The 22,774-nt window shown below is 67.2% G+C and carries 23 protein-coding genes; 10 read left to right on the top strand and 13 right to left on the bottom strand.

Annotated features, from left to right (window positions below; all coding sequences use genetic code 11):
• Positions 1-54: 54 nt before the first annotated feature.
• Positions 55-1,710, top strand: a complete 1,656-nt coding sequence (locus QN347_RS11495) for an inorganic phosphate transporter (protein WP_322163100.1) — start codon at positions 55-57, stop codon at positions 1,708-1,710.
• A 43-nt stretch (positions 1,711-1,753) separates the two neighbouring features.
• On the opposite strand, the gene rsmD is transcribed toward QN347_RS11495, so the two are convergent.
• Together rsmD and QN347_RS11485 are read right to left on the bottom strand one after the other, a co-directional pair.
• Positions 1,754-2,302 (bottom strand): 16S rRNA (guanine(966)-N(2))-methyltransferase RsmD, encoded by a 549-nt coding sequence (gene rsmD / locus QN347_RS11490; protein WP_133188992.1) that lies wholly within the window; start codon positions 2,300-2,302, stop codon positions 1,754-1,756.
• Position 2,303: 1 nt separating this feature from the next.
• A complete protein-coding gene (locus QN347_RS11485; RefSeq protein WP_322163102.1) occupies positions 2,304-3,437 on the bottom strand; it encodes a pseudouridine synthase in 1,134 nt (377 codons plus the stop codon).
• A 283-nt stretch (positions 3,438-3,720) separates the two neighbouring features.
• On the opposite strand from QN347_RS11485, the gene QN347_RS11480 reads away from it, so the two are divergent.
• Complete coding sequence (locus QN347_RS11480; RefSeq protein ID WP_322163103.1) at positions 3,721-4,152, top strand: response regulator; 432 nt, start codon at positions 3,721-3,723, stop codon at positions 4,150-4,152.
• Between the two features lie 98 nt (positions 4,153-4,250).
• On the top strand, positions 4,251-5,567 hold the full coding sequence (locus QN347_RS11475) for an AmpG family muropeptide MFS transporter (protein WP_322163105.1): 1,317 nt from the start codon (positions 4,251-4,253) through the stop codon (positions 5,565-5,567).
• 5 nt (positions 5,568-5,572) lie between these two features.
• Here QN347_RS11475 and QN347_RS11470 read toward each other — a convergent pair whose 3' ends face one another.
• The 10 genes from QN347_RS11470 to QN347_RS11425 form a co-directional block, all read right to left on the bottom strand.
• Positions 5,573-6,034, bottom strand: a complete 462-nt coding sequence (locus QN347_RS11470; RefSeq protein ID WP_322163106.1) for a DUF6628 family protein — start codon at positions 6,032-6,034, stop codon at positions 5,573-5,575.
• Positions 6,035-6,104: 70 nt separating this feature from the next.
• Positions 6,105-7,442: a folylpolyglutamate synthase/dihydrofolate synthase family protein gene (locus tag QN347_RS11465; protein WP_322163107.1), complete on the bottom strand. Its 1,338-nt coding sequence runs from the start codon at positions 7,440-7,442 to the stop codon at positions 6,105-6,107.
• A gap of 166 nt (positions 7,443-7,608) precedes the next feature.
• Complete coding sequence (accD, locus tag QN347_RS11460) at positions 7,609-8,469, bottom strand: acetyl-CoA carboxylase, carboxyltransferase subunit beta (protein WP_322163108.1); 861 nt, start codon at positions 8,467-8,469, stop codon at positions 7,609-7,611.
• Positions 8,466-9,263, bottom strand: a complete 798-nt coding sequence (gene trpA, locus QN347_RS11455) for a tryptophan synthase subunit alpha (protein ID WP_133188981.1) — start codon at positions 9,261-9,263, stop codon at positions 8,466-8,468. Before trpA ends, accD begins: the two co-directional genes overlap by 4 nt.
• Positions 9,264-9,393: 130 nt before the next feature.
• Entirely contained in the window at positions 9,394-10,623 is a 1,230-nt protein-coding gene (trpB, locus tag QN347_RS11450) for a tryptophan synthase subunit beta (protein WP_322163110.1), read from the bottom strand.
• 183 nt (positions 10,624-10,806) lie between these two features.
• Positions 10,807-11,445, bottom strand: coding sequence for a phosphoribosylanthranilate isomerase (locus tag QN347_RS11445; RefSeq protein ID WP_322163112.1), 639 nt, complete (start codon positions 11,443-11,445; stop codon positions 10,807-10,809).
• A gap of 20 nt (positions 11,446-11,465) precedes the next feature.
• Positions 11,466-12,140 (bottom strand): orotidine-5'-phosphate decarboxylase, encoded by a 675-nt coding sequence (gene pyrF, locus QN347_RS11440; RefSeq protein ID WP_133188975.1) that lies wholly within the window; start codon positions 12,138-12,140, stop codon positions 11,466-11,468.
• Positions 12,137-12,460: a hypothetical protein gene (locus QN347_RS11435; protein ID WP_189675078.1), complete on the bottom strand. Its 324-nt coding sequence runs from the start codon at positions 12,458-12,460 to the stop codon at positions 12,137-12,139. Before QN347_RS11435 ends, pyrF begins: the two co-directional genes overlap by 4 nt.
• A 56-nt stretch (positions 12,461-12,516) precedes the next feature.
• A complete protein-coding gene (locus QN347_RS11430; RefSeq protein WP_322163115.1) occupies positions 12,517-14,814 on the bottom strand; it encodes a patatin-like protein in 2,298 nt (765 codons plus the stop codon).
• Positions 14,814-15,506, bottom strand: a complete 693-nt coding sequence (locus tag QN347_RS11425) for an endonuclease/exonuclease/phosphatase family protein (RefSeq protein ID WP_322163117.1) — start codon at positions 15,504-15,506, stop codon at positions 14,814-14,816. Before QN347_RS11425 ends, QN347_RS11430 begins: the two co-directional genes overlap by 1 nt.
• A 292-nt stretch (positions 15,507-15,798) precedes the next feature.
• On the opposite strand from QN347_RS11425, the gene QN347_RS11420 reads away from it, so the two are divergent.
• The 7 genes from QN347_RS11420 to QN347_RS11390 all read left to right on the top strand — a co-directional run bounded on the left by QN347_RS11420 (position 15,799) and on the right by QN347_RS11390 (position 20,312).
• Complete coding sequence (locus QN347_RS11420; protein ID WP_133188967.1) at positions 15,799-16,176, top strand: MucR family transcriptional regulator; 378 nt, start codon at positions 15,799-15,801, stop codon at positions 16,174-16,176.
• A gap of 70 nt (positions 16,177-16,246) precedes the next feature.
• Positions 16,247-16,444 carry a hypothetical protein gene (locus QN347_RS11415; RefSeq protein ID WP_322163120.1) on the top strand — a complete coding sequence of 66 codons (198 nt, stop codon included), beginning with the start codon at positions 16,247-16,249 and terminating at the stop codon, positions 16,442-16,444.
• A 33-nt stretch (positions 16,445-16,477) separates the two neighbouring features.
• Positions 16,478-16,996: a cyclic pyranopterin monophosphate synthase MoaC gene (gene moaC / locus QN347_RS11410; RefSeq protein ID WP_322163122.1), complete on the top strand. Its 519-nt coding sequence runs from the start codon at positions 16,478-16,480 to the stop codon at positions 16,994-16,996.
• Positions 16,993-18,177 (top strand): molybdopterin molybdotransferase MoeA, encoded by a 1,185-nt coding sequence (locus tag QN347_RS11405; protein WP_322163124.1) that lies wholly within the window; start codon positions 16,993-16,995, stop codon positions 18,175-18,177. The genes moaC and QN347_RS11405 overlap by 4 nt, the downstream gene beginning before the upstream one ends.
• A gap of 41 nt (positions 18,178-18,218) precedes the next feature.
• Positions 18,219-19,007 carry a molybdate ABC transporter substrate-binding protein gene (gene modA, locus QN347_RS11400; protein ID WP_322163126.1) on the top strand — a complete coding sequence of 263 codons (789 nt, stop codon included), beginning with the start codon at positions 18,219-18,221 and terminating at the stop codon, positions 19,005-19,007.
• Between the two features lie 14 nt (positions 19,008-19,021).
• The gene (gene modB / locus QN347_RS11395) at positions 19,022-19,702 is read left to right on the top strand and encodes a molybdate ABC transporter permease subunit (RefSeq protein WP_322163128.1); all 681 of its coding nucleotides are present in this window, start codon (positions 19,022-19,024) and stop codon (positions 19,700-19,702) included.
• A complete protein-coding gene (locus QN347_RS11390; RefSeq protein WP_322163130.1) occupies positions 19,692-20,312 on the top strand; it encodes an ATP-binding cassette domain-containing protein in 621 nt (206 codons plus the stop codon). The genes modB and QN347_RS11390 overlap by 11 nt, the downstream gene beginning before the upstream one ends.
• 126 nt (positions 20,313-20,438) lie before the next feature.
• Here QN347_RS11390 and QN347_RS11385 read toward each other — a convergent pair whose 3' ends face one another.
• Positions 20,439-22,730, bottom strand: a complete 2,292-nt coding sequence (locus QN347_RS11385; RefSeq protein ID WP_322163132.1) for an FdhF/YdeP family oxidoreductase — start codon at positions 22,728-22,730, stop codon at positions 20,439-20,441.
• Between the last annotated feature and the right edge of the window lie 44 nt (positions 22,731-22,774).

Here is a 22,774-nt window from a genome sequence, read left to right as displayed (position 1 = left end):
GAGCCGCGCGCTGTCATCATACCGTAACAGAACCCAGCGAAGGCCTTAGGGGACATGGCGACCACCTTTCTCGCGTCCCCCGAATCGGCGACGGACGCATCGCATGGGCCAAGGCTCGACCATAAACTTCATCCCGCGGGGCGCTGGATCTTCTTCGGCGTGCTGTTCGCCGGGATCGCCTATGCCGCGTACAGCATCTTCACCGACACCGCGAACGTCGGCGAGGGGCTGGCGCTCGGCACCTTCGCGTTTCTCGGGCTCGCGCTGCTGATCGCGCTGGGGTTCGAATTCGTCAACGGCTTCCACGACACTGCCAATGCCGTTGCCACCGTCATCTATACCCACTCGCTCCCCGCACCCGTTGCGGTGGTGTGGTCGGGATGCTGCAATCTGCTCGGCGTGCTGCTGTCGAGCGGGGCGGTCGCTTATACGATCGTCACGCTGCTGCCGGTCGACCTGATCCTGCATGTCGGCAGCAACGCCGGGTTCGCGATGATCTTCGCGCTGCTGTTCGCCGCGGTGCTGTGGAACCTCGGCACCTGGTATGTCGGGCTTCCCAATTCGTCGAGCCATGCTCTGATCGGCTCGGTGCTCGGCGTCGGCTTCGCCAACCAGTTGATCGCCGCGAACACCGGCGGCACGTCGGGGGTCGATTGGTCGCAAGCGCTCAACGTCTTCAAGGGACTGTTTTTCAGCCCGCTGATGGGCTTTGCCGGTGCGCTCGCGCTCCTGTGGCTGATGAAGCGCGTCATCCGGAACCCCAAGCTGTATGCCGAGCCCGAGGGCCAGACGCCGCCGCCGCCGGGGATCCGTGCGCTGCTGATCGGCACGTGCACCGCGGTGAGTTTCTTCCACGGCAGCAATGACGGGCAGAAGGGCATGGGCCTCATCATGCTCATCCTGATCGGCTGCGCGCCGACCGCCTATGCGCTCAATCGCACGATGCCCGAGCGCGACATGCCCGCCTTCGTCCAGACCGCCAACCAGGCCGCCGGCGCATTCCGCGCGCATGCTGGCGATGCTCCGGACGGGACGGTGGACGCGGCGCGCACGACGCTGACCAAGGCGCTGCGCGTGCGCGAGGTGCTGTCGCCGCAGGTGTTCGGCGCGATCGATACGCTGTCACGCGACGTCAGCCAGCGCATCGAGGGCTATGGCACGCTGCAGAAAGTGCCGGCCGCGGCGACGCCCAATTTGCGCAACGACATGTATCTCGCGCTCGATACGATCAAGCTCGCGGTCAAGGACAAGGACAAGGCGTCGAAGACCTTCGCGCCCGCCGAGCTGAAATCGATCAACAGCTATGCGACCAATCTCGAGCATGGCACGCGCTACATTCCGTATTGGGTGAAGATCATCGTCGCGATCGCGCTCGGGCTCGGCACGATGATCGGCTGGAAGCGGATCGTCGTCACCGTCGGCGAGCGGATCGGCAAGACGCATTTGACGTACGGCATGGGTGCCGCTGCCGAAATCGTCGCTGCGGCGACGATCGCCGGGGCCGATTTCATCGCGGTCCCGGTGTCGACGACGCACATCCTGACGAGCGGCGTGGCGGGTGCCTCGGTGGCGAATGGCGCCGGGCTGCAGATCACGACGCTGCGCAACATGGCGCTGGCGTGGGTGCTGACGCTGCCCGCGGCAATGGCGCTGTCGGGCGGGCTGTACTGGCTGATGCTGACGCTTTTCGGGCTGTCGCATCACGTTTGAGCTAATCTAAAGCCCCTCCCCTTTAGGGGAGGGGCTTATCTGTTCAAGCCCGCCGCAGCAGCGTGATCCGCGCCTTGCCGTGCACGCGCGAAACGTCCTCGACGAACCCGGCCACCTCGACCAGCTCGGCCTTGGCGGTCTCGATGCTGATCCACGTCGCCTCGCCGATCCACCCCAGCCGGTTGAGTTTGTCGAGCGCAACCGCGCCCGCGCCGCTGTCATAGGGCGGGTCCATCACGATCAGATCGAGCGGCTTGGCGGCGAGCCCCAGCGCCAGCACCGACTGCGCGCGCACGTCGGCGCCGATTTCCTTCGCGCCGCCCAATTTGGTCAAGTTCACGCGCAGCGCATCGAGCGCGGGCTTGTCCTGCTCGACGAAGATGCACGACGCGGCGCCGCGCGACAGCGCCTCGATCCCGAGCGCCCCCGAGCCCGCGAAGAAATCGGCGACCGCCAATTCCTCGAAGCTACCGACGCGGCTGGTGAGCATCGAGAACAGCGCCTCGCGCACGCGGTCGGCAGTCGGGCGAGTCGCTTCGCCCTTGGGCGCGACGAGCGGGCGACCGCGCCATTTTCCGGCAATGATGCGCATCTTACTTCCTGGTCCGGCTCTTGTGGATCTTCACGCGCGCCGGCTTCGACGGCGCGGCGCGCGCCTTGCCCGCGGTGCGCGGCGTCGCCTTGGCGGGTTTGCGCTCGGCGGTCTCGGTCGGCGTGGCGGTGCGGCCCGGCTTGGCGCGGACGTTGCGGCCGAGCTCGGGGCTGAACACCTTGGGGCGCTGGCCCGGCGCGATCGCGCGCGGGGCAACGGGTTCGGTGCCGGCCTTCGGCTTGGCGTCGTAGAAGCGCTTCACCTTGGTGGCCTTGGTCAGCACGACCGGATCGCGGCCGGGCTGCGCCTGGCGCGTCGGTTCGGCGAACGCCGCCTTGTCGGCGCGGTTGGCCGAGGTCTTGGTGATGCGCCGCGCGGTTTGCGGCTTGGGCGTCGGGGCCTTTGGCGCGGACGGAATCTGCTGCGGCCCGCGCTGCTCGCGGCGCGGCTTCTCGACCAGCTTGGGGGCTTCGCCGCCACCTTTCCGCGTCGGATCCTTGCGGAAGCTGACGACGTCGTGCTGCTTAACCTCGCCAATCTCGCCGACCGCGAGATCGCCGAGCAGGAACGGGCCGTAGCGCGTGCGGATCAGGCGCGAGACCTTGAGCCCGAGATATTCGAGCACGCGGCGCACTTCGCGATTCTTGCCCTCGGTCAGGATCATCTCGATCCACACGTTGGCGCCGGTGCGGCGCTCGAGATTGGCGTTGATCGAGCCGTAGCGAATGCCCTCGATCTCGACGCCGTGGATCAGCTCCTCGAGCTGCTCCTGCGTGATCGGGCCATAGGCGCGGGCGCGGTACGCACGCTCGACGCCGGTGGCGGGCAGCTCGAGCTGGCGCTTCAACTCGCCATCGGTGGTCATGAGGAGCAAGCCCTCGGTGTTGAGATCGAGCCGGCCGACGGGCACGAGCCGCGGCAGATCGTCGGGCAGCTGGTCGTAGATCGTCTGGCGCCCGGCGGGATCGCGCTCGGTGACGAGCAGGCCGGGCGGCTTGTGATAGAGGAACAGCCGTGCAGCGGCAGGCGCGGCGATCGGCTCGCCATCGACGGTCACCCCGGTGAGCGATTGCAGGATCGTCGCCGGCGTATCGAGCACGACGCCATCGAGCGCGACGCGCCCTTCGGCGATCATGCGTTCGACTTCACGCCGAGACGCGACGCCGGCGCGCGCGAGCAGTTTTGCGATCCTCTGTTCGTCTTTGGGTCGCGTCGAAGGTCGCGGGGGCTCGTTCGAGCGGTCTATTGGGGTAGGGGGCTTGGACACACTTGCCTGATACCCAATTTATCTCATGTTGTGCGCACAAAATAATGTGTGCCCAATCTCGTAGCCGCGCGTTAAGGCACGGGTGCGTAACGAGGGCGGTGCGCGCGCTACCATTGTGGTGGCCTCAGAAAAAAGACGGGTATTTCCTGCGATGCTTTTCGCGAAGAAGAAGCGGCGGATTTCCAACCTCTTGCTTGTCGAAGACGAGCCGTTGGTGGCGTTCGACACCGAGCATTTCCTGCGCGATGCCGAATATTCTGTGGTGGCGACGGTCGACCGCGTCGCCGATGCGCTTGTGGTCATCGGGCGCGAGCGCGAGATCGATCTGGTGCTGGTCGACATCAGCTTGGCCGATGGCAGCGGGCTCGACGTCGCGCGCGCGGCGCATGGCGTCGGCGTGCCGGTGCTGTTCGTGACGGGCTCTTGCCCCGAGGGCGGGCGTGAAGTCGCCGCAGGGTGCCTGGCGAAGCCCTATGCGCAGCGTGATTTGCTCGCGGCGATTGCCGCAATCGAAGCCGTGCTCGAGGGGAAGAAGCCCAAGCGGATGCCCGACGGCTTCAGTTTGTTCGTGGCCGTAAGCTGATCGCTCGCCCCGGTCCGCGCCGGGGTGACGATTGGGAGGTTCCTCCGACGTGATTTACCGCTAGTCTCGCGCTTTAACGAGCAAGGGGCGAGTGACGAATGGATGCGGTGACCGGGCGCGACCCGAATTGGTGGGACGGTGTCCGGCCGTATCTTGAAAAGGCACCGCTCGCCGCGCTGGCATTGGGGATCTCGTCGGGCTTCCCGTTCGCGATGATCGGCGCGACGCTGACGACGCGGTTGGCGCAGAGCGGCATCACCAAGTCGACCGTCACCGCGTTCAGCCTCGCCTTCCTGGTCTACAATCTCAAATGGATCTGGGCGTGGGTCGTCGATGGCGTGCATCTCCCGCTGATCGGGCGGCTCGGGCAGCGTGTGTCGTGGCTGATCGTCGCCGGGCTGCTGGTGATGGCGGCGGTCGCCAACCTCGCTTTGGTCGATCCCAAGGCCGATATTTACGCGACCGCGATCGCAGCGATCCTGGTCGGCGCGGCGGGCGCGACCTTCGACATCGTGATCGACGCGTATCGCATCGAAATCCTCGAGCCGCGGCAATTGGGCGTCGGCTCGGGCATGTCGCAATATGGCTGGCGGCTTGGGTCGGCGGGCGCGGGCGCGCTCGCTCTGGTCGTCGCGGCGCGCTTCGGCTGGTCGAACGCCTATCTGCTGTGCGGCCTGTTCGCGCTTCCCGCGATGATCGCGGGCCTGCTCTACGGCGAGCCCGCGCGGCACCGCGAGCCCGATGCACGCGGCGGGATGGCCAATCTCGGCGCGTCGATCATCGGGCCGTTCGTGCAGTTCTTCCAGCGGCAGGGCGCTTTGCTCGTCTTGCTGTTCATCCTGATCCACAAGATCGGCGACACGCTCGCCAATCTGACCTTCCGACTGCTGTTCGACTCGCTCAAATTCACCAATGACGAGATCGCCTTTTACGACGTGTGGATCGGCTTCCTCGCCTATCTCGTCGGCATCTTCATCGGCGGGTTGATCTATACGCGGCTGGGCATGAAGCGCTCGGTGCTGATCTCGCTCGTGCTGATGATGGTGTCGAACCTCAGCTTTGCCGGGCTGGCGATGGCGGGGCATTCGAACCTCGGCATGGCGGGCGCGATCGGCTTCGAGAATTTCTCGAGCGGGATCGGCGGCGTGACCGTCGTCGCCTATTTCTCGGCGCTGACCAATTCGCGCTTCACCGCGGCACAATATGCGCTGATATCGGCGGCGACGAGCATCGTCGGGCGCGCCGTGACGGGCACCACCGCGGGCAGTCTGATCGACGCGATGGGCTATGTGAACTTCTACCTGCTGACGACGGTCGCGGCCCTACCAGGCGTGCTGCTGTTCTGGTGGATGAGCCGCAAGGGGCTGATCGACGCCTCGGTCGGCGAGACCGAGGATGCGCGACCGGCCGGCTGACAGCGTCACGCCGTAACGGGTCGCCCGGCATCGGCGAACGCCTGCGCCAGCGCGGTGACGCTGGCGAGCACGCCGTCCGGGCGACGCACGCCGATCAAGTCGCCGAGCAGCAGCCGTGCGGTTTCGGGGGCGGTCTCGGCGCGGGCGACGATCGTCAGGATCGCGGCCTCGGCGCTCGTCATCCGCAGACAGCAGCACGGCGCGATTGCGATCGGGCAAGTCGCGGAATGCGCGAGATCGGCCATCATCGTGCGCAGCAACAGCAACGGCCGGCGAAACGCTGCGCCAAAGCTGTGAAACAACGCCTGCGCGCCGTGCGCGTCGTTGAGGCCGTTCGCGCCGAGCCGGCGGAACGCGAACAGCAGCAAGCGCGCATTCGGGTCTTCCGGCATCGCATTCGGCAAGCTGGCGGCGAGCGCCGACGGGCGCTGTGCGGGGCTGGGCGAGGGGGCTGGGCTGAGACTCATGAGGGGATGCTCCGTTACTGGGAGCATCCTCTGGCATTCGCTATTGCAAGTCAATCGCAATAAAAAAGCGTCAGTCTGGCGCCTCGAGATTCGCCGAAAGCGCTTCCCCGGCGAGGTAGAGCGAGCCCAGAATCAGCACGATCGGCGGTTCCGCCGGATCGGCGATCGTCGTGATGTCGCGCAACGCACCGGCAATGTCGGCACTGGTATGGGCTGCGATCCCGAGGTCATGCGCAACCGCGGCGAGCGCAGCGGGCGCGTGATGCTCGTGGTTCGGGACGGGCACCGCGTGAAGCGTCGTCGCCAGTCGCGCGAACGGGGTGAGCAGCCCGACCGGATCCTTGTTCGCGAGCATGCCGAGCACGAGATGCACTTCGCTCCGCCCGACGGCGGGATGTGCGATCGTATCGAGTGCGGCTGCGATCGCCTGTGCTGCGGCAGGGTTGTGACCGCCGTCGAGCCACAGCTGGCTGCCTGCTGGAAGCTGGTCGAGTAGCGGGCCGGGGTGGAGCCGCTGCATCCGCGCGGGCCAGTGCGTCGTCTCGGCGGCGATGCGATAGGCGTCGGCTGGGATCGCAAGCGTGGATTGATGCCGCAGCAGCGCTATGGCGAGCGCAAGGTTCTCGGGCTGGTGCGGGCCCGCCATGCGCGGGAGCGGGGTTTCGATCGTCCCATTGGCGTCGGTATAGATCAGGCGATCGCTTTCCACCGTGAAGTGCCAGTCGTCGCCCGCGGGCGCTGGCTTGGCTCCGGCCGTCCGCGCGACCGCAGCGACGCGTGTTGCGATCGGCGCGGGATAGCGCATCGTGACGAGCGGAACACCGGACTTGGCGATCCCGGCCTTTTCGCCCGCGATCTCCCCGAGCGTTTCACCGAGAAAGCTCTGATGATCGATCCCGAGTTGCGCGATCCCGGTGACGATCGGCGCCGGCACCACGTTGGTCGCATCGAGTCGGCCGCCGAGCCCGACCTCGATGATGCACACGTCGGCGGGCGTGCGGCTGAACGCGAGGAACGCGGCGGCGGTGGTGACTTCGAAGAAGCTCGCCGTCAGGTCGGCGGCGTGATCGAGCACTTCGGCGAGTAAGATCGCGAGGGCGTCGTCGGTGATGAGGGTGCCGGCGAGGCGGATCCGCTCGTTGAAGCGGACCAGATGGGGGCTGGTGTAGACGTGCGCGGTAAGCCCCGACGCTTCGATCGCCGAACGCAGGAACGCGCAGGTCGAGCCTTTGCCGTTCGTGCCCGCGACATGGATCACAGGGGGCAGGCGGTGGTGCGGATTACCGAGTCGGTCGAGCAGCGCCGTGATGCGCTCTAGCCCGAGGATGTCCGCGCCGGGGGAAAGCGACCAGAGCCGGTCGAGTTGGGCTTGGACCGCTGAGTCGGTGGAAGTTGCGTGATCGGGCATTTCAACTCCTCCACTCCCGCTTGCGGGAGGGGGTAGGGGGTGGGCGCGCGCTATCAGCAATCGATACGCGCGTGGAGAGCGCTAGCCCACCCCGGCAGGCGTAGCGCGCGTGCATAGCGCGCCCAACCCCCGGCCCCTCCCGCAAGCGGAAGGGGCGTTGGTTGCGCTACGCAGCGATCTTCGCGCCGCACAGATAGTCGATCAGGCTCGCCAGCGTCGCGCGCATGTCGCGGCGGTGCTTGACCATGTCGATCATGCCATGCTCGAGCAGATATTCCGCGCGCTGGAAGCCGTCGGGCAGCTTCTCGCGGATCGTCTGCTCGATCACGCGTTGCCCAGCAAAACCGATCAACGCCCCCGGCTCGGCGATCTGGACGTCGCCGAGCATCGCATAGCTCGCGGTGACGCCGCCCGTCGTCGGATCGGTCAGCACAACGATATAGGGCAGGCCGGCATCGTGCAGCATCGCGATCGCCACTGTCGCGCGCGGCATCTGCATCAGGCTGAGAATGCCCTCCTGCATCCGCGCGCCGCCGGCGGCGGTGAAGATGATGTACGGGCAATTCTCCTGGATCGCGGTCTCGACGCCGCGGATGAACGCCTCGCCGACCGCAAGTCCCATCGATCCGCCCATGAAGGCGAAGTCCTGGACGCCGATCACCGCCTTGCGGCCCTCGATCGTCCCGCGCGCCGTGATCAGCGCATCGCCTTCCGACGTTGCGACGCGCGCGGCCTTGATGCGGTCGACATAGCGCTTGGTGTCGCGGAACTTGAGCGGGTCGTCGGGCACCTTGGGAAGCGGCACGATCGTGTAGCTGCCTTTGTCGAACACATATTCGAAGCGCAGCAGCGGCCCGATGCGATCATGATGGTCGCAATGCGGGCAGACGTGGAGATTGTCCTCGAGCTCCTTGTGGAACGTCATCGTCCCGCAGCTCTTGCACTTGTGCCACAGATTGTCGGGCGTTTCTTTCTTGACGGGGACGACATAGGCGAGCGCGTTGCGGACGCTGGTGAGCCAGCTCATGCGGGAACTCCTTCGCGGGCGGTGCGGATCGCCGCCGACAGGGACTGGATATAGGCGCGCACGGCGTGCGGAGCGGCCGCGCCATGCTCGGCGACGAGTTCGACGATCGCAGAGCCGACGACGACGCCGTCGGCGACCTTGGCGATCGCGGCGGCTTGTTCGGGCGTGCGCACGCCGAAGCCGACCGCGACGGGGAGGTCGGTATGCGCCTTAAGCCGCTTGACCGCTTCGTCGATCGAGGTCTGCGCCGCCTGCTGCAGCCCGGTGATGCCGGCGACCGAGACGTAATAGAGGAAGCCGTTTGCGCCATCGAGCACGACGGGGAGGCGGGCAGCGTCGGTGGTCGGCGTGGCGAGGCGGATCGGCGCGATGCCCTTGGCGCGCAGCGCGGGGCCGAGCTCGGGGTCTTCCTCGGGCGGGATGTCGACGCAGATCACGCCGTCGACGCCCGCTGCATGCGCGGCATCAGCGAACCACGCGCCGCCACGGATCGTCATCGGATTGGCATAGCCCATCAGGACCAGCGGGGTATCCGGGTGGCGCGCGCGGAAGTCGGTCGCGATCGCGAGGATGTCGGCGGTGCGCGTGCCGGCGAGCAAGCTGCGGATGTTCGCCGCCTGGATCGCGGGGCCGTCGGCCATCGGATCGGTGAACGGCATGCCGAGCTCGATCACGTCGGCGCCGCCCTCGACGAGCGCGTCGAGGATCGCAGGCGTCGGGCCGTCACCGGCGGTGACGAAGGTGACGAGCGCGGGGTGGCCCTTGGCGAAGGCGGCGGCGAGGCGGTTACTCATCGGTCGTCACCCCGGCCTTGTGCCGGGGTCCACTGTGCAGCGAGCGCAACGCAAGAGTGTCGGACTGGGGAGTTTGCGGCTTGGTGGACCCCGGCACAAGGCCGGGGTGACGATGCCTTCTGGACGGCGCTCATAGCGCCACCCCGAGCGCCTCGGCGACGGTGAAGATGTCCTTGTCGCCGCGCCCGCACAGGTTCGCGAGGATGATCTGGTCGCGGTCCATTTCGCGCGCGCGCTTCGCCACCGCGGCGATGGCGTGGGATGGTTCCAAAGCGGGGATGATGCCCTCGGTGCGGCACAGCAGCTGGAACGCATCGAGCGCCTCGGTGTCGGTGATCGAGGTGTATTCGACGCGGCCGATCGAGTGCAGCCAGCTGTGCTCGGGGCCAATGCCCGGATAGTCGAGCCCGGCCGAGATTGAATGCGCCTCTGTGATCTGGCCGTCTTCGTCCTGCAGCAGATAGGTCTTGTTGCCGTGGAGGATGCCCGGCGCGCCGCCGGCGAGCGACGCCGCATGCTCCTTGTCGAGCCCGCGACCCGCCGCTTCGACGCCGAGCATCATGACGTCGCTATCGTCGAGGAAAGGATGGAACAGCCCGATCGCGTTCGACCCGCCGCCGATCGCCGCGACGAGCATGTCGGGCAGGCGGTTAATCCGCGAGAGCATCTGCGCGCGTGCCTCGATGCCGATCACGCTTTGGAAATCGCGGACCATCTCAGGGTATGGATGCGGGCCGGCAGCGGTGCCGATGATGTAGAACGTGTCGTGGACGTTGGCGACCCAGTCGCGCATGCCCTCGTTCATCGCATCCTTGAGCGAATGCGATCCGCTCGTCACCGGGCGGACTTCGGCGCCGAGCAGCTTCATGCGGAACACGTTGGAGGCCTGCCGCTCGATGTCCTTGGCGCCCATGTAGATGATGCACGGCAGGCCGAAGCGCGCGCAGACCGTCGCGGTGGCGACGCCGTGCTGGCCAGCGCCGGTCTCGGCAATGATCCGCGTCTTGCCCATGCGCATCGCGAGCAGGATCTGCCCGATGCAATTGTTGATCTTGTGCGCGCCGGTGTGATTGAGCTCGTCGCGCTTGAACCAGATTTGCGCGCCTTTGCCCCCGGGCGCGGATTCGCGCAGCGCTTCGGTCAAGCGCTCGGCGTAATAGAGCGGGCTCGGGCGGCCGACATAATGTTCGAGCAGATCGTCGAACTGCGCCTTGAAGGCCGGGTCGGCCTTGGCGGCGCGATAGGCGGTGTCGAGCTCGAGCACGAGCGGCATCAGCGTCTCGGCGACATAGCGGCCGCCGAAGTCACCGAAATGGCCGCGCTCGTCTGGCTGGGTGCGGAAGGAGTTGGGAGCGTTCATGCCGTGCCGTTTAGCACCTGGCGCGGGCGTGTCGAGCCGGGTGCGGCGTAAAGCCCGCTCCCGCCTTCGCGGGGGAGGGTTGGGTGAGGGTCTTTTTCTTGAGGCGGGGTGCGCGGCCGAAGAAAGAAGACAGAAGACCCTCACCCAACCCTCTCCCATGAAGGATGGGAGAGGGCTTCAAGATTAGAGGTCGCTTACCGCCTGTAGAAACGCGCGGATTTTCGTGACATCCTTGATCCCCGGGGCGCTTTCGACGCCCGAGGAGACGTCGACCAGCGTCGCGCCGGTCATCGCCACCGCCTCGTGCAGATTGACCGGATCGAGCCCGCCCGACAGCAACCACGGCAAGGGATGCCGGAAGCCCTCGAGCAAGCTCCAGTCGAACCGCACGCCCATCCCGCCGGGAAGCGCGGCACCGGGCGGCGTCTTGGCATCGTAGAGGATCCGATCGGCGACGCCGCCAAAGTTTGCAGCCTCCGCCAAATCGGCGCGCGTCCGCACCGCGACCGCGCTCCACAGCGGCAGGCCGGTCCGCGCCTTGATCGCGGCGCTGCGCGCAGCCGGGGTTTTGTGGAGTTGCAGCACGTCGAGATGCCCAGCCGCGATCGCGCGGTCGAGCAACGCGTCATCAGGGTCGACGAACACCCCGACACGCTGGACATGTGCTGGCACGCGCGCCGCGAGTTGCGCGGCACGATCGCGCGATAGCGTACGGGGCGACGGCGCATAGAACACGAATCCGACATGGCTCGCGCCGCCGTCGATCGCGGCGTCGAGCGTCTCGGGGGTCGAGAGACCACAGATTTTCGCGCTGATCTGCATGACGGTTCCTCAGCGCGCGCTCAGAGCGTCGCGGCGATTGCGCGCGCGGCCGCGTCGGGATCCTCGGCTTGCGTCAGCGGGCGACCGATCACCAGGATCGACGCGCCCGCGTCGATCGCTGCGCGCGGGGTGACGACGCGCTTCTGGTCGCCGACCACGCCGTCGGCGGGCCGTACACCTGGCACGACGAAGAAACCCTTGGGCCAGAATCGATGGGCGGCGGCGACTTCCTCGCCCGAACAGACCACGCCATCGACACCCGAGTCGCGCGCGAGTTCGGTCAAGCGCAGCACCTGTTCGTGCGGATCGCCCATGCAGCCGATCGACTTGAGATCGGTTCCGTCGAGGCTCGTCAGCGTCGTCACCGCGACCACCTTGGTGCCCGCAGGCGCCGCCGCCTTGGCATCCTCTAGCATGGCGCGTCCACCGGCGGCATGGACCGTGAGGATCGCCGGCGCGAGATCGCGCAGCGCCATGATCGCCTTGGCGACGGTGTTGGGAATATCGTGGAGCTTGAGGTCGAGGAAGATCGGCAGGCCGAGCTCGGCCATGTCGCGCACGCCGGCGCGGCCATTGGCCATGAAGAATTCGAGCCCGAGCTTAATCCCGCCGACATGGTGGCGAAGCTTGCCCGCCATCGCGTGCGCCTTGGCGAGATCGGGCGTGTCGAGCGCGACGTAGATGCGGTTGCTCATGCCGGGTCGACCGGATGGACGACGACCACGGATTCGGGGCTGAGCGTCGAGACCGGCACGGGTGCCGCGGTCACGCGCAGATCGTGCAGCGCACGCTCGGCTGCGGTGAGGCGATTGCGCAAGCGCCAGCGCAACGTCGAATGCCACAGCAGCGTCGGCACGAGCCCGGCGAGGAAGGTCAGCAGCAGCAGCAGCGGCAAATTGACCAGCGCTTCCATCCCGCCCCACAATTTGATCGGCACGCTGGTCCAATTGCCGAGCGTGAAGACCGCCGCAATGAAGGCGAGAAGACACCAGAAGAGGATTTTGAGGAACTGCATGACGGCAGCGTAATGGCAATGCGGTGGGTTGCCAACCTGCCGCGTCGTTCGCCGCCTCAGCCGATCTCGCGGCGCAGCGTCTCGAACAGGCCGGGGACCGCAGTCAGCTTCTCGGCTTCCTCGTCGAGGATCGCGAGGAACGCCGCGCGCTTGATCGCGGCGGTGCGTCCAGCCTTGAGCGTCATGCCCGGTTCGAGCGCTGACAGGACGATGTCGATCATCCGTTCGGCGCCGTGCAGCCGGCCCCACAGATAGTCGTTCTCACGATAGGCGCGACTGAAGAACGCGCCGAAGCTGTTGAACTGGATCCCCTTCAAACTCGCTTCGGCGCCGCCGCTGCGGATGCTCGCGGCATCGTCGGGGCAGATCCGGTCGACCTTGATCGGGTCGAATTCGTCGAGCCCTTCGCCCTGCAGCAGCGGCAGCGTCGCGACATCGAAATAGGGAAAGCCGAGATAGGTCAGCAGGATCGGCCGCTTGATGTCGCGACTGAGCCCGGCGAACGCCGCTGCCAGGCGCGCCTCGGTGCGGCTGTCGAGCGCCTTCAAGTCCATCGCCGTGCCCAGCGCGTCGAGCAACGGTCCGGCATCGCCGCGCAAGCCCTGCACCGCGGCGCGCAACGCGCCGTAGCGGTCGGTCCGCTTGCGCTCGAGATATTCGGCAAGGCTTTCGTAGATCGCCTCGCGGATGCCGGAGAGTTCGGCCTCGGGCTGGTCGCCTTCGAGATCGGTGATGCGGCGCGCGAGCAGGCGCAGCCGACGCAAGCGAAAGCCCAGGTCGAAGGTGCGCAGGAAACCGATCGTCGCGCGGCTCGCTCCGCCGGCGAGGCTCGATTGCATATCGTCGAACCCGCGCGCGCTGACCGCCTCGGCGATATGCCCGCGGATCCGCCGCCAATGCTGCCCGCCGGGCTCGCCGCCGGCATGGTACAGCAAGTCGGTGATCGCCTCGACCACGCCGTTGATCTTGAGATGGCCGTACGCGGCATAGCCATAGCCCGCGCTCTTGGCGGCGGCGGCTTGCGCGCGGCGGCGCCATGTCGCGAGCCGCGCTGCAGTCGGCGAATCAAGGAACAGCGTGTAGCCAAACAGCGCCTCGACTTGCTTTTCGACCTCAGGCCGGATCCCCGCGATGATCGCGCGCATGCGCTCGATCTGGCGCGAGCGCGTGGCGATCTCCTCGAGATTGTCTCGGATCGGCTGCGCGCGCGGCAATTCGGTGACCGCGCCGAGGATCGTCTGGAAGAAGCCCGGGACTTCGCTCCGCGTCGCACCGAACACCAGCGCGCCGCGCGGGTTGGGGTCGATATAGACGAAGCGCCGGTCGACCTGGCGGCGCGCCGGCCGCTCGCGCAGCGCTTCGATCGCGGGGCGGAACGGCGCGTTGTTGAGCACCGAGCCATCGATCAGCACCGCGCTTTCGGCGGCGTTCACGGCAAATTGCCGCGGCAGGATGCGCTTGAGGAAGGCGGCGCGGCCCGGCCAGCTGGCCTTGCGCGTTTCGAGCACGCGGTCGAGCTCGCCGACCATGAAAGGCGGGAAGGCCCCCGGAAAGCTCGACGTCGCGCGCCCGGCAAAGGCGAGCTCGGCAGGGTCGGCGAGCGTCTCGCCGGCGATGCCGTGGTCGCTGAACGGGACGATCACACGGTGCTCGGTTTCGACCACTTCGGGTGGCGAATTGAGCGTCAGCCGTTCGGGATGGCCACGGAAGTCGGTGACGGTGACGAACAGGTCGAGCGGCTGGCCCGGGGGGAGCAGGCGCGGTTCGCGCGGCGACGCCGCCATCGCTGCGAGCGCATCGAGGATCAGCCCGGTGAAACGCTCGCCGCCAAACGGCGGTTCGAACCAGCGCGAGCGGATGAAATGCGAGAGCTTGGCGCGGACTTCCTCGCGCTCGCCGGGCTCGACGGTCTGGTCGATATCCTCGCCATCGCGCCGCCCCGCCATCCAGGCGAGCGGCAGCGCCCAAACCTTGGTGAAGCGGTGCGTCGGCGCTTGCTTGGGATCGACCAGCGCCTCGATATCGGCCGAATCCAGCCAGAGCTGGGTGAGCGGTTCGAGGCTTTGGCCGGTGCTGATCGCCTGGCCCAGAAAGATGCCGTTAATCCCGCCCGCACTCGCGCCGGCGATGATGTCGACGAGCACGCGCAGCTTGAGCCCGGTCTCGGCCTCGATTTCTTCGAACAAGGCGAAATAGACCGCTTCGCTGCCCGTCGCTGCAGCGGCGTCGCCCGCGTGGAAGGCGCGGCTGGCCCGCGCGAGCCGCCAGATCTCCTTGGTGATGCCGTGCATGTAGACGGCAAGGCTGATGCCGCCATAGCAGACGAGCGCGAGGCGGAGTTCCTTCTCGCGCATCACTCGGGGTCCAGCACCGCCCAGATCGGCAGATGATCCGAGGCGCGGCGGGCGATCACGCTGGCATGCACGCCGTAATCGACGACGCGAAAGCCGCGCGTCATGATCCGGTCGAGTCGCCCGACGGGGCGCCGGGCATGGAAGCTTGGGCCGGTCTGGACGCTCGGATAATCGCGTCCGAAATCGTGCAGGCACCCGCCGGCCGGGGTCCATTCGTTGAGATCGCCCATCAACACCGTCGGCAGGCGTGCGGGGCATCCGTCGATATGCGCGAGGATCGCGCGCGCCTGTTTGCGGCGCCACAGCCCCGACAGATCGAGGTGCATCCCCAGCACGCGGATCGGCGTGCCGTTCGCGACGACATCGGCACGGATCGCGCCGCGCGGTTCGAGCGCCGGGATATGCAGCGTGGCACAGCTCTGCACCGCGGCCTCCTTGCGAACGAGCAATGCGTTGCCGTGAAACCCCATGCTCGCGCGGTCATGCCCAATCTGGATCGCGCGCCACGGGCTATGCTCGTCCATCAGACGCTGCGGGATGATGCGCGCCTTGGTGCCGAAGCGGCGATCGGCCTCCTGCAATGCGATCACGTCTCCGCCGATCTCGTGCAGCACGTCGAGGATGCGCTGCGGGTCGCGCTGCCGATCGAGCCCGATGCCCTTGTGGATGTTGTAGCTGACGACCTTGATCATGCGTCGGCTGTTCGCAGGGCCGGACCGATCGAACGCTGGTGATAGGAAAACTGGTCGATCATCGTCCATCTAACGCAATTGGCACATCGGGATGAGCGAACGATGTATAGCGCGAAGCGCTGGCGGAGGTAGGTGTTCCATATCGCGCACCCTGCATATAAACCATGTTAATTCCTGCAAGGCCGCAACCTTCTGGGACCTTTAAGACTATATCACCTTATAATAGACGGCTCTTGAGGTGCTGCGGCGCACAAAGAGCGCACACGAGGAAGAGATATTGTTGGATTTGAAGATGTTACGGCTCGTTGGCGATATTGTCATCGCGCAAGTCAGCGCCAATCGCGTCGCCAGCGGTGAAGTGCCCGAGTTAATAAAGTCGGTTTACGCCTCAATGACGCAGCTTGGCGAAGCGCCGGCGGAAGCAGCCGCCGAAGCGCCCACGCCGGCAGTTTCGGTGCGCGCGAGCGTTCGTCCTGATTCGATCGCGTGCCTCGAATGCGGTGCGCGCTTCAAGGCGCTCAAGCGCCATCTGTCGGGCCACGGGCTGACGCCGGAAACCTATCGCGAGAAATGGTCGTTGCCCGAATCCTATCCGATGACCGCGGCCGACTATAGCGTCGTGCGCTCGGGCATGGCGAAGGCGAGCGGCCTCGGCCGCGTTCAGCGCTGACACCGGCCCCCTGACACCGGTACCATCGTGAGGCCTTGCCGTGGTCGCGCGGCGGCGGCAAAGCAGCGCGATGCGCACCACTTCCTCCACCGCGAGCGTGCGGCTATATTATCTCGACGAGAGCGACCCCGTGGCGCAGACGCTGTTCTACGGGCCGCTCGCCGACGCGATCGCGCTGGCACGCCAGCAGCCCGAAGATGTTCAGGCAGGGCTGTGGTTCGCGACCGATAACGACGTGGTGCCGTTCCTCGATATCGACGAGGGCTGAACGGTGAGCGCGACGCCAGCTATGGGACAGACCATGCCCAATCCTGATACCAGCCTATCGGTCGAAACCGCGGATGGGTTGACGCATATCGACGCTGCGGGCCGGGCGCATATGGTCGATGTCAGCGAAAAGGCCGATACCGCACGCGTCGCCACCGCCGAGGGGCGACTGCACTGCACCGCGGAGACGCTCGACATCGTCCTGCGCGGCGAGGCGCCCAAGGGCGCGGTGGTGCAGACCGCCGAGCTTGCCGGGGTGATGGGGGCCAAGCAGACCAGCACGCTGATTCCGATGTGCCACCCGCTGCTGCTGACGAGCATCAAGGTGCGGATTGCGCCCGATCCCGCATTGCCGGGCTTTCGCGTCGCGGCGACCGTCAAGACCAAGGGGCAGACCGGAGTCGAGATGGAAGCGTTGACCGCGGTCAGCGTCGCATGCCTGACCTTGTTCGACATGCTGAAAGCCGTCGACCGGACGATGCGGATCGAGGGGATCCAAGTGACGCACAAATCGGGAGGCCGCTCGGGCGTCTGGCAGGCGGACGCGGCGTGATCGCGTTCGACGCGGCGCTCGCGATGGTCGTTGCCGAGGCGAAGCCGCTCGCGGCGGAAGCGGTTGCGCTCGGTGCGGCACTCGGGCGTGTGCTGGCCGAGCCGTGCGTCGCGCAGGTCGATGCGCCGCGCTCGGACATATCAGTGATGGACGGTTATGCGCTGCGCGATGCCGATCTCGCGCTGGGGGCGCCGTTCCGCGTCATCGGCGCTGCCTATCCGGGCACGGCCTTCGACGGAGTGGTGCAGTCTGGCGAGTGCGTCAGGCTCTTCACGGGGGCCCCACTGCCGCATGGCGCGGACCGGGTTGTCGTACAGGAGGATGTCGCGCGCGAGGGTGATACGATGCGCGTCGTCGGGACACTCTCCAACAAGCGCTACATCCGGCCGCATGGGTCGGATTTCCGCATGGGCGACGTCCTGCTCCCAACGGGCACTGTGCTCGGCCCGCGCGCGTTGGTCGCAGCGGCGGGGGCGGATGGCGCGACGCTGCCGGTGTGGCGGCGTCCGCGGCTCAGCGTGATCAGCACGGGCGACGAGCTCGCCGAGCCGGGTCATGCGCGCGAGCGGACGGGGAGCATCCCGGAAAGCGCGTCCTATGGCGCGGCGGCGCTCGGCGAAGGCTGGGGCGCGCAGATGATCGGGCGGTACCGCCTGCGCGATGACATTGCCGAGCTGACCGCGGGCGCGACCAAGGCGCTTGCCGAGGCCGATGTCGTCGTTGTCACTGGCGGGGCGTCGGTCGGCGAGAAGGATTATGCCAAGCAGATCTTTGTGTCGCTCGGCACCGAAATCCTGTTCTCGCGGATTGCGATCATGCCGGGTAAGCCGGTGTGGTTCGGGCGGCGCGGCGAGCAGCTGGTGCTAGGTCTGCCGGGCAATCCCAGTTCGGCGATGGTCACCGCGCGGCTGTTCCTGACGACGCTGCTGGCGGGGCTGAGCGGTCGCGCGCCGTCGGCGGCGCTGCGCTGGCGGAGTGCGACGCTGACCGCGCCGCTCGATGCGGTGAGCGCGCGCGAGACCTTCGTTCGCGCGCGCTGCGACGGGGAGGGTGTAGCACCGCTCGCCAACCAGGATTCGGGGCTGCAGCGCGCGCTGGCCGAGGCCGATGTGCTGATCCGGCGGCTGCCGCATGCCGCCGCGGCACCGGCCGGGAGCATGGTGTCGGTGATCGACTTCTAGACGGGCAGCGGACCGGGTTGCTCTCCCGCACGGAGCGCGCCATGCACGGTTTCGGCCGTAGGAGTTTGACGTTGCGCCCCCTCTTTCGCGTGCTCACCGTGTCGGTCGCCTTGCTGGCTGCGACTCCGGCGCTCGCGCGCGGGCCGCTCGTGCTCGCGGCGGCGAGCTTGCAGGAATCGATGAACGCCGCAGCCGATGCCTGGGCGGCGCAGCGGCATGAGCGGCCGGTGATTTCGTTCGGCGGCTCCTCGGCGCTGGCGCGGCAGATCGAGGCGGGGGCGCCAGCCGACCTGTTCGTCTCGGCCGACGAGGATTGGATGAACGCGCTGGCCAGGAAGGGCGCGATCGTACCGGCGAGCCGCGTGACGTTTCTCGGCAACCGGCTGGTGCTCGTCGCCCCAGCGGCAGTTGCGAAGCCTGTGACGATCAAGCGCGGCTTCGCGCTGGCGCAGTGGCTCGGCAGCGGGCGGCTCGCGATGGCGGACAGCGCGGTCCCGGCGGGCAAATACGGACAACAGGCGCTGACGGCGTTGGGCGTGTGGAGCGCGGTCGCGCCGAAGGTTGCGCGCGGCGATACCGTCCGGTCCGCGCTCGCCTTGGTCGAGCGGGGCGCGGCGCCGTACGGCATCGTCTACGCGACCGACGCCTATGCCTCGAAGCGCGTGCGGATCGTCGGGGTGTTCCCCGCGGCGAGCCATCCGCCGATCACCTATCCGGTCGCGGTGCTCAAGGCCGCGCCGTCGCCAGCGGCGGCGGAGGGGTTCCGCCGTTTCCTGGTGTCGAGCGCGGGCAAGGCGATCTTCCGGCGCTACGGCTTCGTGGCACGCTGAGCGTCGCAGCGGCGATGACCCCCGAGCTTTGGACGATCGTCTGGCTGTCGCTCAAGATCAGCCTTGTCGCGGTGTTGGTGACGCTGCCGATCGCGTTCGTGCTCGCGATGCTGCTCGCGCGGGCGCGGTTTCCGGGGAAGTTTCTGCTCGACGGGCTCGTCCATTTGCCGCTGGTATTGCCGCCGGTGGTGACGGGCTGGTTGTTGCTGCTGGCTTTCGCGCCGAACGGACCGCTCGGCGCGCCGCTTGCGGCGATCGGCGTGTCGCTGCTGTTCCGCTGGACCGGGGCGGCGGTGGCGGCTGGGATCATGGCGCTGCCGCTGATGGTCCGCGCGATCCGGCTGTCGATCGAAGCGGTCGACCCGCGGCTCGAGGGTGCCGCGCGGACGCTCGGCGCGTCGCGGCTGCGCGTGTGGCGGACGATCACGATCCCGCTTGCGCTGCCGGGGATCGCGGCGGGTGCGGTGCTCGGCTTCGCGCGCTCGCTCGGCGAGTTCGGCGCGACGATCACCTTCGTCTCGAACATCCCGGGCGAAACGCAGACGCTGCCGATCGCGATCTATTCGGCGCTGCAGGTGCCGGGATCGGACCCGATGGTCGCGCGGCTCGCGCTGATCTCGGTGCTGCTATCGCTGGCGGCGCTGGTGCTGTCGGAATGGCTCAGCCGCCGCGGGGGCGTCGATCATGTCTTTTGACGTCGACGTGCGGCATCGCTTCCGCTCGGGCACCGTCGCGGCGCTGGCCTTCCAAAGCGGGGCGGGGCTGACCGCGCTGTTCGGTCCGTCGGGCGCGGGCAAATCGAGCGCACTCGCGATGATCGCGGGGTTGCTCAGGCCCGATGCGGGGCATGTCCGCGTCGCGGGGCGCACGTTGTTCGATCGCAGCACCGACGTTCCCGCCGAGCAGCGCCGTTGCGGCTATATCTTCCAGGATGCGCGGCTGTTCCCGCATTACCGCGTGCGCGCCAATCTGCTCTACGGCACTGGCCGTGCGGCAGGGGCGGGGATAACGCTCGACGAGGTGAGCGAACTGCTCGGCATCGCGCATCTGCTCGATCGCTGGCCGCGCACGCTGTCGGGGGGCGAGGCGCAGCGCGTCGCGATCGGGCGGGCGCTGCTATCTGGGCCGGCATTCCTGCTGATGGACGAGCCGCTCGCCTCGCTCGACCGCGCGCGGCGGGGCGAAATCATGGAGCTGATCGAGCGCGTGCGCGATGAGGTTGGGCTGCCGATTTTGTATGTCAGCCATGATCGCGGTGAGGTCGATCGGCTGGCGACGACGGTCGTCGATATGGGCGCGGGGTAAGCGATCCTCGATTGAAGCCAACCCGTCACCCCGGCCTTGTGCCGGGTCCCACCGTGCCGCGAGCGCTTCGGCGGCACACTCGGGTTGCGGTGGACCCCGGCACAAGGCCGGGGTGACGGCGTAGGGTTAGTCGGCGACAATCCTGACGGGCACCGACTTCGCCGCCGGCACGAAGCTTTCCTCGGCATAATGCTCGACCGGCATCAGCACGTTGCACTCGGGATAATAGGCCCCGAGGCAACCGCGCGGGATATCGTACGGCGTTACGATCAACCCGTCGCGGCGGCGCACGATGCCGTCGCCCGCATCGCTTTCGAGCGCGACGAGTTGCCCTTCCGAGAGTGCGGCGTCCGCCATGTCGGCGGCGTGGATGAAGAGCACGTCGCGCGTCCCCTTCACGCCGCGGAAGCGATCGTGATAACCGTAGATCGTCGTGTTGAACTGATCGTTCGAGCGCAACGTCATCAGCCGGAAGCGACCCTCGGCGTCGTCGAACCCGGTGGCGCACAGCCCGCTGGGCGCGAGGAATTCGGCCTTGCCGCTCTCCGTCAGCCAGATCCGCTCGGACGCCTTGTTCCCCTTCCAATAGCCACCGGGCCTGAACAGCTTGTTGTTGAAATCGGGGAAGATCTTTGGATAGGTTTCCTCGATCGCGTCGCGGATCAGCGCGTAATTGCCGACCCAGGCGTCCCAATCGACCTTGGGATTGGGGGGCAGGAGTTGCTTGGCGAGCGCACCGACGATCGCCGGCTCGGACAGCAGATGCTCGCTCGCCGGATGCGCCTTGCCGCGCGAGGCGTGGATGCAGCTCGTCGAGTCCTCGACCGTGACGACTTGCGGGCCGCTTGCCTGCACGTCGCTCTCGATCCGGCCGAGGCAGGGGAGGAGATAGGTCACCTTGCCCGGGAAAAGATGGTTACGGTTGAGCTTGGTCGCGATCTGGACCGACACGTCGAGCCGGGGCCAGGCGGCTTCCATCGGCTCGGTCTCGGGCACCGCGCGCAGGAAATTGCCGCCGAGCGCGATGAACGCCTTGACCGACCCGTCGATCACGCCGCGGCATGCTTCGACGGTGTTGAGGCCCTTCTCGCGCGGGGCGGTGAAGCCGTACTGCTTTTCGAGCTGCTCGACGGGCACGAGTTCGGTCTTTTCGGTGATGCCGACGGTGCGCTGCCCTTGCACGTTCGAATGGCCGCGCACCGGGGTGGGACCCGCGCCGGGCTTGCCGATATTGCCGCGCATCAGCAGCAAATTGACGACCATGCGGACATTTTCGACGCCCTTGACGTGCTGCGTCAGACCCATGCCGTAGATCGCGAGCACTGCCTTCGCCTTGGCGTAGAGCCGCGCCGATTCTTCGAGTTCGGCCTTGAGCAGGCCCGATTCATGGACGATCGCATCCCAGTCGGCGGCACGCACCAACGCGACGAAGGCGTCGAAGCCGTGCGTATGCTCGGCGATGAAGGCGGTATCGAGCACGGGCGGCTTGCCCGCGGCGAGCGCTGCATCGTGCCATTCGACGAGGAACTTGGCGATCCCCATCATCGCCGCGAGATCGCCACCGGCCTTCACTTGATGATATTGCGTCGAGATATTGGTCTCGCCGAGCGTCGCCATCTCGATCGGGTTCTGCGGATCGGTGAAGCGCTCGAGCCCGCGTTCCTTCAACGGGTTGAAGGTGACGATCTCGACCCCGCGCTTGCGGCAGCTGCGCAGGTCATGGAGCATCCGCGGCGCGTTCGAGCCGACATTTTGCCCGAAGAACAGGATCATGTCGCATTTCTCGAAATCCTCAAGCCGCGTCGTGCCGACGGGAACGCCGATCGCCGCCTTGAGCCCGACCGAGGTCGATTCGTGGCACATGTTCGAACTGTCGGGCAGGTTCTGGTTGCCGTACATCCGCGCCATCAGGCCGTACATGTACGACGCCTCGAGGCTGGTGCGGCCCGACGAATAGAAGACCACCGACTTTGGATCCATCGGCTTGAGCGTCGCGCCGATCTCGGCAAACGCCTCGTCCCAGCTGCACGCGACATATTTGTCGGTCGCGGCGTCGTAGCGCAGCGGATGCGTCAGGCGGCCGTTCTGCTCGAGGTCGTAATCCTTCCAGTCGCGCAATTCGCTCAGCGTGTGCTGCTGGAAGAAATCGGGCGTGGTGCGATAGCTGGTCAGCTCCCAGGCGGTCGCCTTGGCGCCTTCCTCGCAGAATTCGACGGGGTGGAGATGCTTGGGCTTGGGCCAGGCGCAGCTGACGCACTGGAAGCCGTCGGGCTTGTTCTGGCGGACGAGTTCGCGCAGCGCCTCGGGGCCGACGCGTTCGCGCGGCAGGATCTCGGCGAGCGAACGGACCGATCCCCAGCCACCGGCGGGCCCTTCGAACGGCTCGATTTCAGGGGCGTCCGACTTCTGCTTGACCATGACCGTTCCCGCATTTCGCCCGCACGACACAGCGGACCTTTTCG

It is taken from the genome of Sphingomonas sp. 10B4 (assembly GCF_035019905.1).
GTDB classification, from domain to species: domain Bacteria; phylum Pseudomonadota; class Alphaproteobacteria; order Sphingomonadales; family Sphingomonadaceae; genus Sphingomonas; species Sphingomonas glacialis.
Note: the sequence above shows the minus strand (reverse complement) of the source record. Positions and strands in the feature narration are given on the sequence as shown.

Bases quoted from the DNA above. Each gene is read 5' to 3' on its own strand.
- QN347_RS11495 (WP_322163100.1), top strand. From the start codon at position 55: ATGGCGACCACCTTTCTCGCGTCCCCCGAATCGGCGACGGACGCATCG.
- rsmD (WP_133188992.1), bottom strand. From the start codon at position 2,302: ATGCGCATCATTGCCGGAAAATGGCGCGGTCGCCCGCTCGTCGCGCCC.
- QN347_RS11485 (WP_322163102.1), bottom strand. From the start codon at position 3,437: ATGATCGCCGAAGGGCGCGTCGCGCTCGATGGCGTCGTGCTCGATACG.
- QN347_RS11480 (WP_322163103.1), top strand. From the start codon at position 3,721: ATGCTTTTCGCGAAGAAGAAGCGGCGGATTTCCAACCTCTTGCTTGTC.
- QN347_RS11475 (WP_322163105.1), top strand. From the start codon at position 4,251: ATGGATGCGGTGACCGGGCGCGACCCGAATTGGTGGGACGGTGTCCGG.
- QN347_RS11470 (WP_322163106.1), bottom strand. From the start codon at position 6,034: ATGAGTCTCAGCCCAGCCCCCTCGCCCAGCCCCGCACAGCGCCCGTCG.
- QN347_RS11465 (WP_322163107.1), bottom strand. From the start codon at position 7,442: ATGCCCGATCACGCAACTTCCACCGACTCAGCGGTCCAAGCCCAACTC.
- accD (WP_322163108.1), bottom strand. From the start codon at position 8,469: ATGAGCTGGCTCACCAGCGTCCGCAACGCGCTCGCCTATGTCGTCCCC.
- trpA (WP_133188981.1), bottom strand. From the start codon at position 9,263: ATGAGTAACCGCCTCGCCGCCGCCTTCGCCAAGGGCCACCCCGCGCTC.
- trpB (WP_322163110.1), bottom strand. From the start codon at position 10,623: ATGAACGCTCCCAACTCCTTCCGCACCCAGCCAGACGAGCGCGGCCAT.
- QN347_RS11445 (WP_322163112.1), bottom strand. From the start codon at position 11,445: ATGCAGATCAGCGCGAAAATCTGTGGTCTCTCGACCCCCGAGACGCTC.
- pyrF (WP_133188975.1), bottom strand. From the start codon at position 12,140: ATGAGCAACCGCATCTACGTCGCGCTCGACACGCCCGATCTCGCCAAG.
- QN347_RS11435 (WP_189675078.1), bottom strand. From the start codon at position 12,460: ATGCAGTTCCTCAAAATCCTCTTCTGGTGTCTTCTCGCCTTCATTGCG.
- QN347_RS11430 (WP_322163115.1), bottom strand. From the start codon at position 14,814: ATGCGCGAGAAGGAACTCCGCCTCGCGCTCGTCTGCTATGGCGGCATC.
- QN347_RS11425 (WP_322163117.1), bottom strand. From the start codon at position 15,506: ATGATCAAGGTCGTCAGCTACAACATCCACAAGGGCATCGGGCTCGAT.
- QN347_RS11420 (WP_133188967.1), top strand. From the start codon at position 15,799: ATGTTACGGCTCGTTGGCGATATTGTCATCGCGCAAGTCAGCGCCAAT.
- QN347_RS11415 (WP_322163120.1), top strand. From the start codon at position 16,247: ATGCGCACCACTTCCTCCACCGCGAGCGTGCGGCTATATTATCTCGAC.
- moaC (WP_322163122.1), top strand. From the start codon at position 16,478: ATGCCCAATCCTGATACCAGCCTATCGGTCGAAACCGCGGATGGGTTG.
- modA (WP_322163126.1), top strand. From the start codon at position 18,219: ATGCACGGTTTCGGCCGTAGGAGTTTGACGTTGCGCCCCCTCTTTCGC.
- modB (WP_322163128.1), top strand. From the start codon at position 19,022: ATGACCCCCGAGCTTTGGACGATCGTCTGGCTGTCGCTCAAGATCAGC.
- QN347_RS11390 (WP_322163130.1), top strand. From the start codon at position 19,692: ATGTCTTTTGACGTCGACGTGCGGCATCGCTTCCGCTCGGGCACCGTC.
- QN347_RS11385 (WP_322163132.1), bottom strand. From the start codon at position 22,730: ATGGTCAAGCAGAAGTCGGACGCCCCTGAAATCGAGCCGTTCGAAGGG.